The organism is Hansschlegelia beijingensis, assembly GCF_014196425.1.
GTDB classification, from domain to species: Bacteria; Pseudomonadota; Alphaproteobacteria; order Rhizobiales; family Methylopilaceae; genus Methylopila; species Methylopila beijingensis.
The window spans coordinates 152,542-167,048 of sequence record NZ_JACIDR010000003.1 but is presented as its reverse complement, the minus strand read 5'-3'; the positions used below and the strand labels follow the sequence as shown (position 1 = coordinate 167,048).

Below are 14,507 nucleotides of genomic sequence, written 5' to 3'. Positions count from 1 at the left end.
GCCGGCCTCTGCGTGGCGCCCTCGATGGCGCAGCAATCCTGGCTGGTCGACTGGGCCTCGCAGAAGCAGCTCCAGATCCACACGGTCTCGGTCGGCGACGACGCGGAGAACTTCAGCGCGCCCGTCCCGCTCGAGCTGCCCGCCCGGATCCGCCGCGAGCTGACGCCGAGCGAGCAGGCGCGCGCCGACGCCACCATCTCGCTCTATTCCGCGATGATCGGCGGGAACGCTCCGAACAGCCTGCTGTGGAGCGGGATCGAGACCGCGAACCCGCTCACCCGGGACGAGGGCTACCGCTGGAACTCGCTCAGGGATCAGGGCCTGTTCGATCCGGACCAGCGGGCGAAGCTGATCTCGGAAGTGCAAAGCCTCGGGCTCGTGAACATCAGGATCGGGCTCTCGAACCATGAGATCGATCTCGATGAGCCGGCGAGCTGGGCGGAGCACGACGCGTTCGTCTCCGATCTGGCGAAGGCCGGCCTCAATCTGAGCCTCGACATCCACCATTTCGGCATCGAGGACCGCTTCCGGGTGACGGACGCCGCAGGGCGCACCATCCCGTCCAGGAGCTACTATCTCAATCCGGAATGGCCGGACTATTTCGCCCGTTTCGCGGCGGCCGCGTTCGAGCGCTACGGCGCGAGCATCAAGGCGGTCACGCTGATCAACGAGCCGGAGACCACCGTCGGCTTCAACAGCGAGATGTGGAACGGCGGCTTCCCGGGCTGGGGAGACCCGCGGCACGGGCAGTATTACATCGAACGGGCGTTCGCGCTGGCGCGGGCGGCGGTCAAGGCGCGCAGCGCGATCCAGAGCCAGCTTCAGAGCTCCGGCCAGCGCATGCTGTTCATGCACACCGAGGCCGCCGTCTACAAACCGGGGCGGCCGGACTTCAACCGCTTCGTGCGGTTCATTCCGAGCGATCTCATTCTCGGCCAGAGCTGGCTGCTGAACGCCGACCTCGAGACCCTCGCCAACACCCCCCTTGCGGCGCTCGACCGCCGCGTCCGCCGAACGCAGGCGGCGCAGAAGACCTCGCTCGACTGGCTGGTCGGGGCCTATGTGCTGTCGACCCACAGCCTGCCGGAGCGCGAGGCCCGCCGGACCCGTCTGCTGGAGCTTCTGACCGAGCTGCGCGACCTGCATCTCGCGCTCGCCCGGGACTTCGGCGTCACGATGAAGACCGACACGGTGTTCGCGGCCGACTATTACGCCCACAACGAGGACGTCGACCCGAAGGGCGCCTGGCTCAACCCGGAGCCGCAACTCTACGCGGCGCAGATGCAGGACGGCGCGCGCCGGGGGCTCTATCCGCTGATCATCGACTACTACAATCGCTACGGCCTGCCGATGATGATCGGCGAGACCGGGACGCCGTTCTACGCCTACGGCGCCCGCTGGCACGCGCAACTGCTGCTGGAGCTTGCGCAGACCATGCAGGAAGGCGTCCCCATGCTCGGCTACACGATCTACCCGCTCGTCGACACCCGGGGCTGGGAGAGCGCCCTGTCGGTCCCGAAGTCGCGCACCACGGTGAACACCGGGGGCATCCTGGACGTGGCTCTCGAAGCGCGGCCCTTCATCCGGGCCCTGCTGCAGTCGCTCAACAACCAGACCGCCGAGAACCTGCAGAGCGTCGCGCCGCAGAGCGTCCAGTGATCACGCCGCCCCGGCTTTCGGGGCGGTCGCCGCGTCGCGGAGCGGGATAGGCCTCAGGAATACCCGCGTGATCTCCGGATGCGCCGCCTCGATCCGGGCGGCGAGGTCGCGCGCCGTCTGCTCCACCGCCGCGCCGTCGAGATCGTCGCGGATGTCGATCGAGGCCGCGAGCAGGATTTCGCTTGGGCCGAGATGCATCGTCAGCAGCTCCGGCGCCGCGGCCACCCTTGGATCGGCGAGCAGGATGCGCCGCACCTCCTCGCGGGTCTCCGGAGAGGCCGCCTCGCCGGTGATGAGGCTCAGCGTCTCGCGCGACAGGAAGATCGCGACCAGCACCAGCACGAGGCCGATGGCGATCGAGCCGGCCGCGTCGAAGGCCGGGGCGTCGAACGCGTAGGCCGCGCCAACGGAGACCAGCGCGATCGCGAGGCCCACGAGCGCGGCCGCGTCCTCGCACAGCACCGCGAACACGCTCGGGTCCTTGCTCCGGCGGATCGCCTGCCAGGCCGAGATGTCCGGGTAGGCGGAGCGCAGCTCGCGATAGGCGACCCGGAACGACAGCGCCTCGATCACCATGCTGATGATGAGCGTCGCGAACGCCACCCAGGCGTCCTCCATCGGGCGCGGATCGGCGAGCTTGTGGATCCCCTCGTAGATCGACACCGCGCCGCCGAGGGCGAAGATCAGCATCGCCACCACGAAGGCCCAGAAATAGATCTCGATGCCGTGGCCGAAGGGATGCCGGACGCTGGCCGGACGGGCGGCCCGCTTCAGCCCGAGCAGCAGCAGCCCCTGATTGGCGGTGTCGACGAGCGAGTGCACGCCTTCCGACAGCATGGCGCTCGAGCCGGTCCAGAGCGCGGCCGCGAACTTGGTGACGGCGATCGCGAGGTTGCCGGCCAGCGCGGCGTAGATGACGGTCGGCGATCCATGCGCAGACATGAAGGCTCCGGGGACACGCCGGAGCCGGAGGTATAGGGCGGCCGGCGCGCGCCGCGAGGGCTGGACGGCGCCATCCGGCGCGCCAAACCAAGGCGGAGCCCCCAAGCAGGATCACGCCCCATGCAGTTGCCAGCCGTTCTCGTCCCGACCCGCCCGCAGGCCGAGCGCCTCTCCACCGCGCTCGGCTGGCTCTCGCTCGGCCTCGGCGCGGTCGAGCTCGCGAGCCCCGGCGCGCTCGCGCGCTCGATCGGCCTGCCGCGCAGCCGCACGCTGCTGCGCGGCCTCGGGATGCGCGAGGTCGCGGCCGGGATCGGCATCTTCGGAACGCGCAGCCGGCTTGGCCGCTCGCTCGCCGTGTGGGCCCGCGTCGCGGGCGACGTCATGGACTTCTGGGCGCTCGGTCCGGCGCTCTCCCGCCGCAACCCGAAGCGCGACGCCGCGATGGCGGCGGTCGCCGTGGTGGCCGCCGTCACCGTGATCGACGTGCTGTGCGCCGTCGCCCTGTCCGACGACGACTGAGCCTATTTGGCGTCGAGCAGCTCGACGTCGAAGATCAGCGTGGCGTTCGGCGGGATGACGCCGCCGGCGCCCTGCGCGCCATAGCCGAGCTCCGGCGGGATGATCAGCGTGCGCTTGCCGCCGACCTTCATGCCCGCCACGCCCTCGTCCCAGCCGGGGATGACGTTGCCGACGCCGAGCCGGAACGTGAAGGGCTGGCCGCGGTCGACCGAGGAATCGAACTTCTTGCCCTTCTGGCCGCCCTCTTCCAGCCAGCCCGTGTAGTGCACCCTGACCGCGTTGCCGACCTTGGCGGGCGCGCCGGAGCCGACCTGCGTCTCGACGATCTTGAGGCCGGAGGGCGTGGTGGTGGCCTGCTGGGCGGCGGCGGGGGCGACCGCCATGGCCAGGAGGCCCGCCGCGGCGGCGAGGCTTGCGAGCGCGAAGTTCATCCGTGTCTCCTCATCGGTTCGTTCGGGGCGCTTATAGCGCGCCCGGCCGGCATGTCGCGGCGCCGTTACGGAACCACTCGTCTCCGCCGCGCCTTGTAAGACGAAGGCCGCCGCGGGCGGCAGCAGCTTGGAGGAGATCGCATGGCCAACGGAGCCGGAGACCTTTGGGGCCTGATGACCGTGGTCGGCGTGGTCATCCTGGGAATCGTGATCGCCTATGCGATGATCCGCAACCGCCGGATGACGCCGCAGGAGAAGGGCGTGTCCGAGCGCGCCACCGACCGGGTCTACGACCAGGAAGCCCGCGACCCCGCCAACCGCAACGCCTGACCGAGCCGCCAGGTCATCGCGCCGGGCCGACGTTGATCACCGTGCCGTTCGGCAGGATCACGTCGCCCGGCCGCTGGCCCGGCGCGCAGTCGCCGAGCCGGCGGGCCTCGATCGTGGTCGAGAACCGGCGGCCGCCGCCATCGAGCCCGCTCAGCGTGCTGGTCGCCTCGGCCCGCGCCCAGGTGGCGAAATCGCCGGTCACCACGATCTTGTTGTCGACCGTCATGCCGCCGGCCTTGCAGATCGCCCCCGCCACATAGCCCTCGGGCGTCTCCCGAAAATCGTCGTTGCGGCAGCTCTGGCCGGCCATCGCCTGCCGCACCAGCCGGTCGGTCGCGGCGTCGACGCATTCGCGCGCGCCGCTCCTGCCCGCATTGGTGATCGTCGTGGTCTCCCACAGCCCCGGCGCGCGCTTCGGCGGCGCGGCCGCGACGGCTGCGGCGGTCGAGGCCAGGACGGCCAGAAGGGCGAAGGCGGCGGTCGGCTTCATCGAAAAAACCCCTGAGGCGGAAGCCCTGCCGGCGCCGCGGCCCGCATTTACGGCGGCCTCGCGCGCGCCGCAATCCCGCGCCGTGGCGCGCGCCGCGCGCGGAGCTATGATCCGCCGCATGACCGCCGCCCCCGCCCCCGCCGAGGACCCCGCCGAGGACCCCGCCGACGCCCTGCGCCGCATCGCGGCGCTCGCCGCGCTCGCGGTCGCGCTCGGCTTCGGAGTGCAGGTCCTGGTGGTGGTCGCGAAGCTCCTCGCCGGCGGCTATGTGGCCCGGCCGCTGCTGCCGCTCGACGTCGCCTCCGGGGTCGCCTGGTCGGTGGTGGTGTGCCTGGCGACCGGGATCGGCGTCTCGGTGCTGCGCGCGGGGCCCGCGGTCTCCGGCCTGATCGCCGCCCTGTTCGCGCCGGTCGCGGTCGCGGCCGCCCGGGCCGCGAACCAGGTGATGTCCGCGGCGATCGGCGTGATCGGCAAGCCGGCCGCCGTCTCGCTGGTGACGCTCGCCGGGCTGAAGGCCGTGGAGTACGGCCTGCTGGGCTTCCTGCTCGCGCGCCTGGCGCGCTCCGGCGAGACCCGCTTCGCCCGCTTCGCCGGGACCGGACTCGCCGTCGGCGTGGTCTTCGCCGGCGCGGCGCTCTGGATCCGCCTCCACGCCGGCGCCGCCCCGGTCGCCGAGATCGCCGCGCTCGCGGTCAACGAGGTCGTCTTCCCCGCCGGCTGCGCCGCCGTGGTCTATGTCGGCCGCATGATGGCCCGCGCGGGAAGAGGCTGAGCCTCCTGCTGCACCGCCCCCCGGGCCGCGCTGTCGGCCGAGCCCCGCCGCCTCTTCTCCCTCCTCGCGGCGAAGCCGTGGGGAGGGTGGACGCGCGAAGCGCGGCCGGGTGGGGCCTTCGGGCGTGGAGCTCCGTCCTGAAACCACCCCACCCGGCCGGCTGCGCCGTCCACCCTCCCCTCTGCGAGGGAGGGACAGAGCGCCCTTCGCCGAGCCCCGCCTCTTCTTCTCCCTCCTCACGGCGAAGCCGGGGGGAGGGTGGACGCGCGATAGCGCGGCCGGGTGGGGCCCTTGGGCGTAGAGCGCAACGCCGCAGGCGCGCGCCATCCGCCGGGTCGCACGGCGCAAGATCCTCATCCGGTTCAAACAGCGACAGCGGAAGGCGCGGAGCGCCGGGCCACCGTTGGTTTTACGCGTATTTTGGCCGGTCGCCCGGCGCTCCACGCGCGGCGGCTTGTTCATCGGTCGCGGAAGCCGCGCTCCGGCCGCGGGCGGCCCGCAGCCCCTTTCGGGGTCGGTCCCTTTGCGGATCCTGGCTCGCCGCCTCCGAAGAGGCGCCGTGGCCCAAAACCCATCCCGCGCCTTAAGGCGCTCGACGGCGCGGCCCCGTCCTAGTGCGGGGCGGGCGGCCTGTAATCCCGGCGAGACGCAAGCGCCTCGCGGGCCCGCAGCCGACGTCCCGGGACCGCGAGCTCCGGTGCTCGCAGGCGCAGGCGCCGCTCCTCCCCCGCATGGCCGGCCGGTCCGGACACGCCTTCCTGTCGGGGAAGGACCTCTGGAGGAGAGCATGAGGGAGGCGGGATGTCAAGGAATAAAAGCCTCACTCGGCACCCGGATTATGAGTTGAAAGATACCTATGCGGCGCGACTCGCTCGTTCACCAGTCTGCCGGGAAGCCCTGCACTCCCTGTGGGCCGAGGACCGATAGCCACCCTAGGAAGTCAGCAACTTGCTGAGGGCTAAAGTTCCACTTCTGGCCGACCCCCGGAAGAACGAACTCTCCGAGTTCATCAGGTATTATTGGCGCAAGCCGTCCCCAGTAGGTAAATTCCTTTGATATCAGAACTTTATCGGTTGTTCCGAGGTCGTTCTGGTAGTTGTCCTCGGCGCATATACCCCCTTCTTTGCTATGAAAGGAGTCAACCTGCACGTATGATCCTTCGTTTCCCTTATAATATATGTTGTCCCCGTATCGCTGGATCTTACTTCCAGCTAAGTGCGGCTTCTTTCGCCGAAATCGGTCGTCGTGCCAATACTCGTCGAAACTGAGAATTTCCTCAACGCGCATCCAGTACGTCAGGCGACCGCGACCATGGCGGGCGGCGGTCGTCCCTATGATCACGTCGCCTTGAGCGGCCGCCTTTCTAATTAAGGGCTTGCATGCCGCTAATGTACACGCGCCCCAAAAAGGGTTGGGCGCGAAACCAAGGTCGTGTTCAACGATATATGTTCTTATTGCCGTCACCTGCACTTGTTCCTGCGCAACGGGGGTACGGGACGTAAGTCTCCGTTCGGGGCCTCCCAGATCGGAGTGTCTCCCGTGATCGCCGCCTTGATGCTGGCTGGATTGGTTGTCGTTACGCTCGATCCCTTCTCAATTAGGCAATCTGGAAGCTGAGCCTCTTTATTTACAGTGCGTGGCCATATACCAACGACGCGTGCTCCTGCTTGAGCGCAGGCATTGACAGCACTCTCCAAGTCAGAATTTTCTTCGCAGTTGATGGAGAGCAGGATAACAAGAACGATCTCGTCTGGATCTTCTGATGCCAGAAGCGCCATTAGCTCCTCAAGGGATTCTATGCATATAACCTCGAAGCCCGCCGCTTCTAAGGCGGCGATAAGACTCTCCGTCTGAACATCGGCCATCAGCGATCGCAGGACGACAATCTTGCTCATCCGATTCTCCAGCCTGAAGTTGGTGAACTATCCGAAGCTCCCGAGAGGGTGGCGTACGGCGTCGGGCCGACGGCACATCAGCTAGGAGGCTGGTGCGTGAACAAGTCTCCTAGCTGATCCACTATTCCAAAGAGTTCCGCCGTCTGGCGCATGAAATCGGCTTGCCCCCCATAGCTCGGATGCCTGACCTTCTCAGAAGACACCCCAAATCGGGAAAGGCATCGCTCAGCGTCGCCGCCTATGCACACGACGCGCTCAGGCTGAATCAAGTCAAGAGCAGCATGAATGAAGTATTCCCCGATATTCCTCTCCTCCTTAGAATGCGATCTGTTCGAGAAATGATTATTTTCCTCATGAGGATGTAGCGGGAACACATTCCACAGGAAGACTGGCTGGTTAATTCGGAGAAGAACGCGCCAGATCACAGTCGCAGTTCTCTCGGAAACTACCGGACCTACCGTTGCCTTTCGCAATTGCACGCCCGGAAAGATGGCCCCATAGTCTCTCAAGTGCGCTTCATCTGTGAGGGCTAAGCCAGTTCTCCTTCCTCCGAGGTAGCCGAGGTCGCGAGCGATCCAAATCGTTCTCGCTTTGCTCTCTAGAGCGCCGTTTAAAGCACGGCGCAGATTTTCTCGGCGTATCTGCGCTGATTCGGAGGAGTCGTGTATCACGCAATTAGCGGAATATGGATTGAAGGCGTTCGGGCACTGAATTGATGAGAGTTTATTGATGAAGCGCTCTACGGCCTTCATGGCAGCTCCTTAAAGGTGACGGTTCGCGCGTCGAGATCCGCCGTCACCGCACCTCGACGGCGCTTCCTGAGTTCCCGGAAGACGGTGTACCCATCAAGAATAGCCTCCTCCCAGAGCCAGAGAGGCATATCTTGAACCTCATAACCTTCGACAAACTGCCGGACCACCTTCAGAATTTCTCCATCGACGGAGTCCGCGCCGTCGAAGAAATCCAGCCTTTGAGCGTGATTAAATATCCAAGTCGATATTCCCTCTTCTATCAGGACAGCCCTGGCACCGTCTTGGACCTGATCTACCTTCGGCACGCTCTTTCGTTTCTTCTTCAAAAGTCGCCTGATGTTCGGGGACCAACCTAATTTAGCGGCGAACGCAAGATGAAACGCATCATGGAACCGATAGTCATCATCTTCCATTCTATTGTCAGTGAGTTTGTCACCTAGTTGGACGCCTTCGTAGAGAGGCACAACATGCTTCCCGTCAGAATTTGTGTCTTCGATAAGGTCGAACCTTATTTTCCGCGGCAGCCGCTCGTTCTTAGGAAATCCATCGTCTAAGAGCCGCGGATAGATCTTCTTCGCGGGCCATCTATCGAAAATCTTCTTGAGATTGCCGCAGGCGGCCTCGGCTAAAGTTACACCGGCCTCGTCGGCGGCCGCCCGGAGAGCTCTCAACACGGCCGAGAGGCGTCCTGCGAGAGCAGCCTGATTGTTTTCCAAGCGGCCGGCGCGCTCATCGACAACCAAGAGGCCGACCTCGGCAGCGAGCTGAAGCAGTGTTCGATCGAACTCTGGGGTTGGAGCCGAGAGCCGACGGGTCGTTCTCGAGCGGATATCAACGAACTTGAGATTTCGCGGAACCGTAGCCCCCCAGGAGGCTAAGGCATTGTCCAGATTGTGCATCAAGTAAGGGAGAGAGATATTACCTCTCGTTGCGATGGCACTAACATACCATAGGACGTCACCAATCTCAGTTAAGACGGACGTTTCGTAGCCTTTGTATGTCGCCTCGTCGCGATGCTTCTTCTTTGTCTCGCTGAGCAGCGTGCCGACTTCACCAAAAACGCCAAGGAGAGGGAACGCTAGGGAGCGGTCCCGAGGTAGGCGAAGATCGGTTTGAATCGCATTACGCTGGTAGGTAGCAACGGTAAGCGCGCCGGCGACGTACTTCACACCGCACCTCTATGGTCGCTCGTCCTTTTGTACGGTTGTGCCTTCTGCAGGGCGGGAACTCTAGGTGGTCAGGGCCTCGTCCACAAGAAGATTACCCTCACATCCCGGAATAGTTCGGCCCGCCGCCGCCCTCCGGCGCGACCCAGACGATATTCTGATTCGGGTCCTTGATGTCGCAGGTCTTGCAGTGGACGCAGTTCTGGGCGTTGATCTGGTACCTGGGCTCAGAACCCTCCTCCAGCCACTCATAGACGCCCGCCGGGCAGTAGCGCTGCGACAGGCCGGCGTAGACGTCGTGCTCGGACGATTTCTGCAGGCCCATGTCTTTCACCCGGAGATGCACCGGCTGGTGCTCCTCGTGATTGGTGTTGGACAGGAACACCGAGGACAGCCGGTCGAACGACACCACGCCGTCGGGCTTCGGATAGGCGATGCGCTGGCATTCGCGGGCGGGTTTCGTGGCGGCGTAGTCCGGCTTGCCGTGCGGCAGCGTGCCGAAGAGTTTCAGGCCGAACTGCTCCGCCCACATCGCGGCGCCGCCCAGCATGACGCCGAGGCGGGTGCCGTAGCGCGACCAGAGCGGCTTGACGTTGCGCACCGGGCGCAGGTCCGCGCCGACCGGACCGTTGCGCCAGGCGTCCTCGTAGGACGACAGCTCGTCATGGGCGCGGCCGGCCTTGAGCGCTTCAAAGATGTGCTCGGCGGCGAGCTTGCCGGTCAGCACCGCATTGTGGCTGCCCTTGATCCGCGGGACGTTCACGAAACCCGCCGCGCAGCCGACCAGCGCGCCGCCGGGGAAGGCGAGTTTCGGGACCGACTGGAAGCCGCCCTCCGTGATGGCGCGCGCGCCATAGGAGAGCCGCTGGCCGCCCTCCAGCGTCGGACGCACCGAGGGGTGCTGCTTGAAGCGCTGGAACTCCTCGAAGGGCGAGAGATAGGGGTTTTCGTAGTTCAGATGAACCACGAAGCCGACCGCCACCAGGTCGTCGCCGTAATGGTAGAGGAACGAGCCGCCGCCGGTCCGGTCGTCGAGCGGCCAGCCGAAGGAATGCTGCACGAGGCCGGGCTTGTGCTTCTCGGGCGCGACGCGCCACAGCTCCTTGAGGCCGAGGCCGTACTTTTGGGGCTCGCGGCCCTCATGCAGCGCGAATTTTTCGATCAGCGCCCTGGAGAGCTGGCCGCGGGCGCCTTCGGCGAAGATCGTGTACTTGCCGCGCAGCTCCATGCCGCGGGTGAAGTTCGGGCCGGGCGTGCCGTCGCGGTTCACCCCCATGTCGCCGGTCGCGACGCCGACCACCGCGCCGTCCTCGCCGAACAGCACTTCGTTGGCCGCGAAGCCCGGATAGATCTCGACGCCGAGCGCCTCGGCCCGGGTCCCGAGCCAGCGGCAGACGTCGCCCAGCGAGACGATGAAATTGCCGTGGTTCGACAGGATTTTGGGCATGCCGAAGGCCGGCAGGCCGAGAGCCCTGGCCTCGGTCAGAAAGAGGAAGCGGTCGTCCGTGACCTCGGTGCGCTCGAACGTGTCGGGCTCGTCGCGCCAGCCGGGCAGCAGCGCGTCGAGGCCGACCGGGTCCACCACCGCGCCGGACAGGATGTGGGCGCCGACCTCAGAACCCTTTTCGAGCACGACGACGGAGATGTTCTCGTCGAGCTGCTTGAGGCGGATCGCGACGGCGAGGCCTGCGGGCCCGGCGCCGACCACGACCACGTCGTAGTCCATGGCCTCGCGCTCGGGCAGTTCCGCCATGCTCTCGTCCGCCATCGTCCGCGTCTCCCTGAAGCTCGTCGCCCTGGAACCGTTCGCATCTGCTGCGCTGCGAAACTAGGGCGACATTCGTCCGAGAAAGCGCGTCCTTAGGCGGAGAAGGCGAGCAAGTTATTTCGGGTTTTCGCGGGTCAGCCGCTCGCGCTGACGCTCGAGCTCCTTCTTGAGCTCCTCCTTGTTGACGCCGGCGCGCTGCTCGGGCGTGAGCGGTCCCGGATCGTCCGGCAGCGTCGCGTTGAAGGCGTCCGCGGCGGGGTGTTCGTGGCTGGTCGGCGGGTTCGCCATGGCTCATCTCCTCAACTGGCGCGGCGCGGGCCGCATGGGAGCGGAACCTAGCGCGTCGGCCTCGCCTCAGGCGAGAGCTATTCGGGCGCCTGCTCGATCACGCCATACCAGCCGAGGCCGCGATAGGTCTCGTAGCCGGGCGTGCGGTGGAACGCGATCAGATGGCCGCCGGCGTCGAGATAGCAGCCGCTCTCGCGCCCCTCGGTCTTGAGCGGGAAGCGCTCGGTCAGCGCGCCGCGGCCGTCGGAGGCGGCGATCACCCGGTCGGCCGCGTCGACCAGCAGCACGCGCGAGCGGCGCGCCTCGGCCGGGTCGAGCCGCACGCCGCCCACCACCGAGCGGGCCTGCGGCTCCCAGTCGAAATGGATCGCCAGCACGCCCGTGACGCGGCCGTCGACCGCCCCGCCCTCGCGCACCGTCGCCACATAGGTCGCGACCTCGGCGCCGCCGAGCGCCTCGCAGGTGTCGATGTCCGCCACCGCGAACTCGTCGCCGGAGGCGAGCCCGCGGCCGAGCGCGAACCAGCGCTTTTGCGAGACGTCGGTTCCCACCACGTCGAAGCGGTCCGGCCGGCCGTTCGCGATCACGCGGCCCTTCAGGTCGCAGAGCCAGAGGTCGAGATAGACGGTGTAGGACGACAGGATCACGCCGAGCCGATGGCTGGCGAAGGCGCAGGCCTCGGGCGAGGGCTCGCGCGCGCAGTCCACCACGGCGCTGTCGGTCGCCCACCAGCGCACGTCGCAGGTGCGCTCATAGAGGTTGCGGTCGATGATCTCGACGGCGTTGAGCGCGAGGTCGACGAGCCGCTCGCTGCGCGCCGCCCCGGTCAGCGCGGTCACGGCCTCGCGCAGCGAATCGACCCGCTCGGTGAGGTCGACGCCGAGGCCCTGCGCGAGGCGCTGGATCTCGCCCGCGACGATCTTGACCTCCTGGGCGACGACCGAGAAGCCCGCGCCCTTCTCGCCCGCATGCGCCGCCTCGATCAGCGCGTTGAGCGCGAGCAGGTGCATGCGATGGGTGATGCCGTGGATCGCGGCGATGTTGGCCGAAGCGGTGTTCTTCAGCTCCGCCGCCGAGTCCCCCACCACCGATGACAGAGACTGGTTCCCGCCGAGCTCCGCACGCGCAGCATTCCGCATTGCACACCCCCTTGTGTTGCGCTGCGGAAACTGTGCCGGAATGATTATCGGACCGTTACGACTTCAGGACATCTTTGGATTCAGCGAACAGCGAGCCGTTTTGTCGCAGGCGCCGGCGCAGAGCCGAGAACAGTTTGGCAGATACATACCGTTCCGGTCGTTTATTCAGCTGGAAACTGATTCTTTTCTGTGCGCCCTGCCTAATGGTTAGGCGGCTCTTCATCCGGGCCGCAACCGGCTCCTCGGGCGCGCCGCCTCCGCGCGGGGACAGCGCCGGCCGCGCCGCCTATAATGCGCGCATGGCTCTCCCGCTGCCCTCCCGCGACGACCTGCGCGCGCTGCTCGAATGGCAGCTCGCGATGGGCGTCGACGTGGCGCTGGAGGAGGCCCCGCAGGACCGCTTCGCCGCCGACGCGGCCCGCGCGCAGCGCGCCGCCCAGCCTGCCCCGCAGGCCGCGCCACAGGCGCCCCAGCGGGCGCCCGCGGTCGTATCCCCGGCCGCCCTGCTGGCGACGCCGGACGAATCCGTCTCCGCCGCGCGCGAGGCCGCGGCCTCCGCCGCCACGCTGGACGAACTGCGGCAGATCCTCGAGGGCTTCGAGGGCTGCGCGCTGAAGGCGACCGCCAGCCGGACGGTGTTCGCGGACGGCGCGCCGGGGGCGCGGCTGATGCTCGTCGGCGAGGCGCCGGGCCGCGAGGAGGATCTTTCGGGCCTGCCCTTCGTGGGCCGGTCGGGGCAGCTGCTCGACCGCATGCTGGCGGCGATCGGGCTCGACCGCGGCTCGGTCTACATCGCCAACGTCATCCCCTGGCGGCCGCCCGGCAACCGCACGCCGACGCCGCAGGAGACCGAGACCTGCCTGCCCTTCATCCGGCGGCAGATCGAGCTGTGCGATCCGGAGATCCTGGTGGCGCTCGGAGGCGCGGCGGCGCAGAGCCTGTTCCGCGCCCGGGACGGCATCCTGAAGCTGCGCGGCAAGTGGCTCGACTATGACGTCGCGGGCCGGCCCGCCAAGGCGATGGCGACCCTTCACCCGGCCTATCTGCTGCGCAGCCCGGCGCAGAAGAAGCTCGCGTGGCGCGACCTCAAGGCGATCCGGCGCGCCCTCGAGGGAGCGGCGCCGCCCGGGTGAGCCGCGCCTGACGGCGCGACGCCCGGAATCGTCAGCGCTGGCCGCCGGAGGCCAGGATGACCGCGCCCGTCACCCAGCTCGAAAGGTCGGAGGCGAGGAACAGCGCCACCTTGGCGATGTCCTCAGGCTCGCCGAGCCGGCCGAGCGGCGTCGAGGCGACCAGCTGCTGTTCGAACTCGCTGCCCCTGACGCCCACCGTGGTCAGACCCTCGGTGTCCGTCACGCCCGGGTTCACCGAGTTGACCCTGATCTTGCGCGGCCCGAGCTCCGCGGCGAGCGACCTTGTGATCGCGTCGAGCGCCGCCTTCGTGCCGGAATAGACCGAAAGCGCCGGATGGGCGGCCGTGCTGGCGTTCGAAGAGATGTTGATGACGCTGCCGCCGTCCGGGCCGAAATGCTTGAGCGCCTCGCGGGTGGCGAGAAGCGGCCCGAGCACGTTGATGTCGAACTGGCGCCGGTACTGCTCCTCGGTGACCTCGTCGAGCGTCGCGAACTGGTAGACGCCGGCGTTGTTGACCAGCACGTCGAGCTCGCCGAACGCCCTGGCGGCCTCGTCGAACAGCCGCGTCACGTCGGCCGCCTTCGACATGTCGGCCTGGACGGCGATCGCGCTGCCGCCCTTGGCGGCGATCTCGGCCACCACCTTCTCGGCGCCCGCCTTGTCCGACGCGTAGTTGACCACGACGGCCGCGCCCGCCGCGCCGAGGACCTTCGCGACGCCCGCCCCGATGCCCTTGGAGGCGCCGGTCACGACCGCGGTCTTGCCTGTAAGTTCGCTCATTGGTGTTCCCCTTGGAGAGCGATTTCAATTCGACGCTTAGATGAATGTCGAAATGTCAGCGCGCAAGGGGCCGTTCCGAAAAAGCGGCGCCGGGGGAGCGGGCGCTGCTTTTCGGGCGACGACGCGGAGCGGAGCGTCGGCGGTTCAGATTTCGGAGAGCCGCCTCGTATAGGCGGCGAGCACGTCGCGCTGGAGCACGAGGTGGGCGAACTTGCCCTCGCGGACGATCTCGATCAGCCCCGCGGCCTCAAGCTCCTTCACGTGGTGCGACAGCGTCGCGGCGCTGATCTGCTGCGCTTCGCTCAGGGCGCTGCACGGCGTGGCCTCGCCGCAGGCGCCGAGCTCCTTGAGGATCTGCACGCGCCGCGGCTCCGCGAGCGCGCGCCCGATCCGCTCGAACTGACGGTCCGAGAGCTCTGATTCCGACGCCTGGTTCATGCGG

The 14,507-nt window shown here is 67.4% G+C and carries 17 protein-coding genes; 5 read left to right on the top strand and 12 right to left on the bottom strand.

Going from position 1 to position 14,507, the window contains the following annotated elements:
- Nucleotides 1-24: 24 nt before the first annotated feature.
- A complete protein-coding gene (locus GGR24_RS10790; RefSeq protein ID WP_183395367.1) occupies nt 25-1,659 on the top strand; it encodes a hypothetical protein in 1,635 nt (544 codons plus the stop codon).
- Here GGR24_RS10790 and GGR24_RS10785 read toward each other — a convergent pair whose 3' ends face one another.
- Nucleotides 1,660-2,601: a cation diffusion facilitator family transporter gene (locus tag GGR24_RS10785; protein ID WP_183395366.1), complete on the bottom strand. Its 942-nt coding sequence runs from the start codon at nt 2,599-2,601 to the stop codon at nt 1,660-1,662.
- Nucleotides 2,602-2,721: 120 nt separating this feature from the next.
- Here GGR24_RS10785 and GGR24_RS10780 point away from each other — a divergent pair, with 120 nt between their 5' ends.
- Entirely contained in the window at nt 2,722-3,120 is a 399-nt protein-coding gene (locus GGR24_RS10780; protein WP_183395365.1) for a hypothetical protein, read from the top strand.
- A 2-nt stretch (nt 3,121-3,122) separates the two neighbouring features.
- Here the strand turns inward: GGR24_RS10780 and GGR24_RS10775 are convergent, their stop codons facing one another.
- Nucleotides 3,123-3,551, bottom strand: a complete 429-nt coding sequence (locus GGR24_RS10775) for an FKBP-type peptidyl-prolyl cis-trans isomerase (RefSeq protein WP_183395364.1) — start codon at nt 3,549-3,551, stop codon at nt 3,123-3,125.
- A gap of 141 nt (nt 3,552-3,692) precedes the next feature.
- Between GGR24_RS10775 and GGR24_RS10770 the strand changes: the two genes are divergently transcribed.
- Nucleotides 3,693-3,881 carry a hypothetical protein gene (locus GGR24_RS10770; protein WP_183395363.1) on the top strand — a complete coding sequence of 63 codons (189 nt, stop codon included), beginning with the start codon at nt 3,693-3,695 and terminating at the stop codon, nt 3,879-3,881.
- Between the two features lie 13 nt (nt 3,882-3,894).
- Here the strand turns inward: GGR24_RS10770 and GGR24_RS10765 are convergent, their stop codons facing one another.
- Nucleotides 3,895-4,371, bottom strand: a complete 477-nt coding sequence (locus GGR24_RS10765; RefSeq protein WP_183395362.1) for a DUF3617 domain-containing protein — start codon at nt 4,369-4,371, stop codon at nt 3,895-3,897.
- A 118-nt stretch (nt 4,372-4,489) separates the two neighbouring features.
- Between GGR24_RS10765 and GGR24_RS10760 the strand changes: the two genes are divergently transcribed.
- Nucleotides 4,490-5,143 (top strand): hypothetical protein, encoded by a 654-nt coding sequence (locus tag GGR24_RS10760; RefSeq protein ID WP_183395361.1) that lies wholly within the window; start codon nt 4,490-4,492, stop codon nt 5,141-5,143.
- 876 nt (nt 5,144-6,019) lie between these two features.
- On the opposite strand, the gene GGR24_RS10755 is transcribed toward GGR24_RS10760, so the two are convergent.
- From GGR24_RS10755 to GGR24_RS10725, 7 genes are all read right to left on the bottom strand, one after another.
- Nucleotides 6,020-6,607 (bottom strand): Nmad2 family putative nucleotide modification protein, encoded by a 588-nt coding sequence (locus GGR24_RS10755; protein WP_183395360.1) that lies wholly within the window; start codon nt 6,605-6,607, stop codon nt 6,020-6,022.
- Complete coding sequence (locus GGR24_RS10750) at nt 6,604-7,038, bottom strand: hypothetical protein (protein WP_183395359.1); 435 nt, start codon at nt 7,036-7,038, stop codon at nt 6,604-6,606. The genes GGR24_RS10755 and GGR24_RS10750 overlap by 4 nt, the downstream gene beginning before the upstream one ends.
- A gap of 77 nt (nt 7,039-7,115) precedes the next feature.
- The gene (locus GGR24_RS10745) at nt 7,116-7,790 is read right to left on the bottom strand and encodes a uracil-DNA glycosylase (protein ID WP_183395358.1); all 675 of its coding nucleotides are present in this window, start codon (nt 7,788-7,790) and stop codon (nt 7,116-7,118) included.
- Entirely contained in the window at nt 7,787-8,959 is a 1,173-nt protein-coding gene (locus GGR24_RS10740) for a pyrophosphatase (RefSeq protein ID WP_183395357.1), read from the bottom strand. Before GGR24_RS10740 ends, GGR24_RS10745 begins: the two co-directional genes overlap by 4 nt.
- 97 nt (nt 8,960-9,056) lie before the next feature.
- Complete coding sequence (locus tag GGR24_RS10735) at nt 9,057-10,724, bottom strand: electron transfer flavoprotein-ubiquinone oxidoreductase (RefSeq protein WP_183395356.1); 1,668 nt, start codon at nt 10,722-10,724, stop codon at nt 9,057-9,059.
- Nucleotides 10,725-10,838: 114 nt separating this feature from the next.
- Complete coding sequence (locus GGR24_RS10730; RefSeq protein ID WP_183395355.1) at nt 10,839-11,012, bottom strand: hypothetical protein; 174 nt, start codon at nt 11,010-11,012, stop codon at nt 10,839-10,841.
- Between the two features lie 77 nt (nt 11,013-11,089).
- Nucleotides 11,090-12,151 (bottom strand): methyl-accepting chemotaxis protein, encoded by a 1,062-nt coding sequence (locus GGR24_RS10725; RefSeq protein ID WP_183395354.1) that lies wholly within the window; start codon nt 12,149-12,151, stop codon nt 11,090-11,092.
- Nucleotides 12,152-12,450: 299 nt separating this feature from the next.
- Between GGR24_RS10725 and GGR24_RS10720 the strand changes: the two genes are divergently transcribed.
- On the top strand, nt 12,451-13,284 hold the full coding sequence (locus GGR24_RS10720) for a uracil-DNA glycosylase (RefSeq protein ID WP_183395353.1): 834 nt from the start codon (nt 12,451-12,453) through the stop codon (nt 13,282-13,284).
- Nucleotides 13,285-13,315: 31 nt separating this feature from the next.
- Here the strand turns inward: GGR24_RS10720 and GGR24_RS10715 are convergent, their stop codons facing one another.
- Both GGR24_RS10715 and GGR24_RS10710 read right to left on the bottom strand, forming a co-directional pair.
- Nucleotides 13,316-14,065: an SDR family NAD(P)-dependent oxidoreductase gene (locus GGR24_RS10715; RefSeq protein WP_183395352.1), complete on the bottom strand. Its 750-nt coding sequence runs from the start codon at nt 14,063-14,065 to the stop codon at nt 13,316-13,318.
- A 144-nt stretch (nt 14,066-14,209) separates the two neighbouring features.
- Nucleotides 14,210-14,503 carry an ArsR/SmtB family transcription factor gene (locus tag GGR24_RS10710; RefSeq protein WP_183395351.1) on the bottom strand — a complete coding sequence of 98 codons (294 nt, stop codon included), beginning with the start codon at nt 14,501-14,503 and terminating at the stop codon, nt 14,210-14,212.
- Nucleotides 14,504-14,507: the final 4 nt, after the last annotated feature.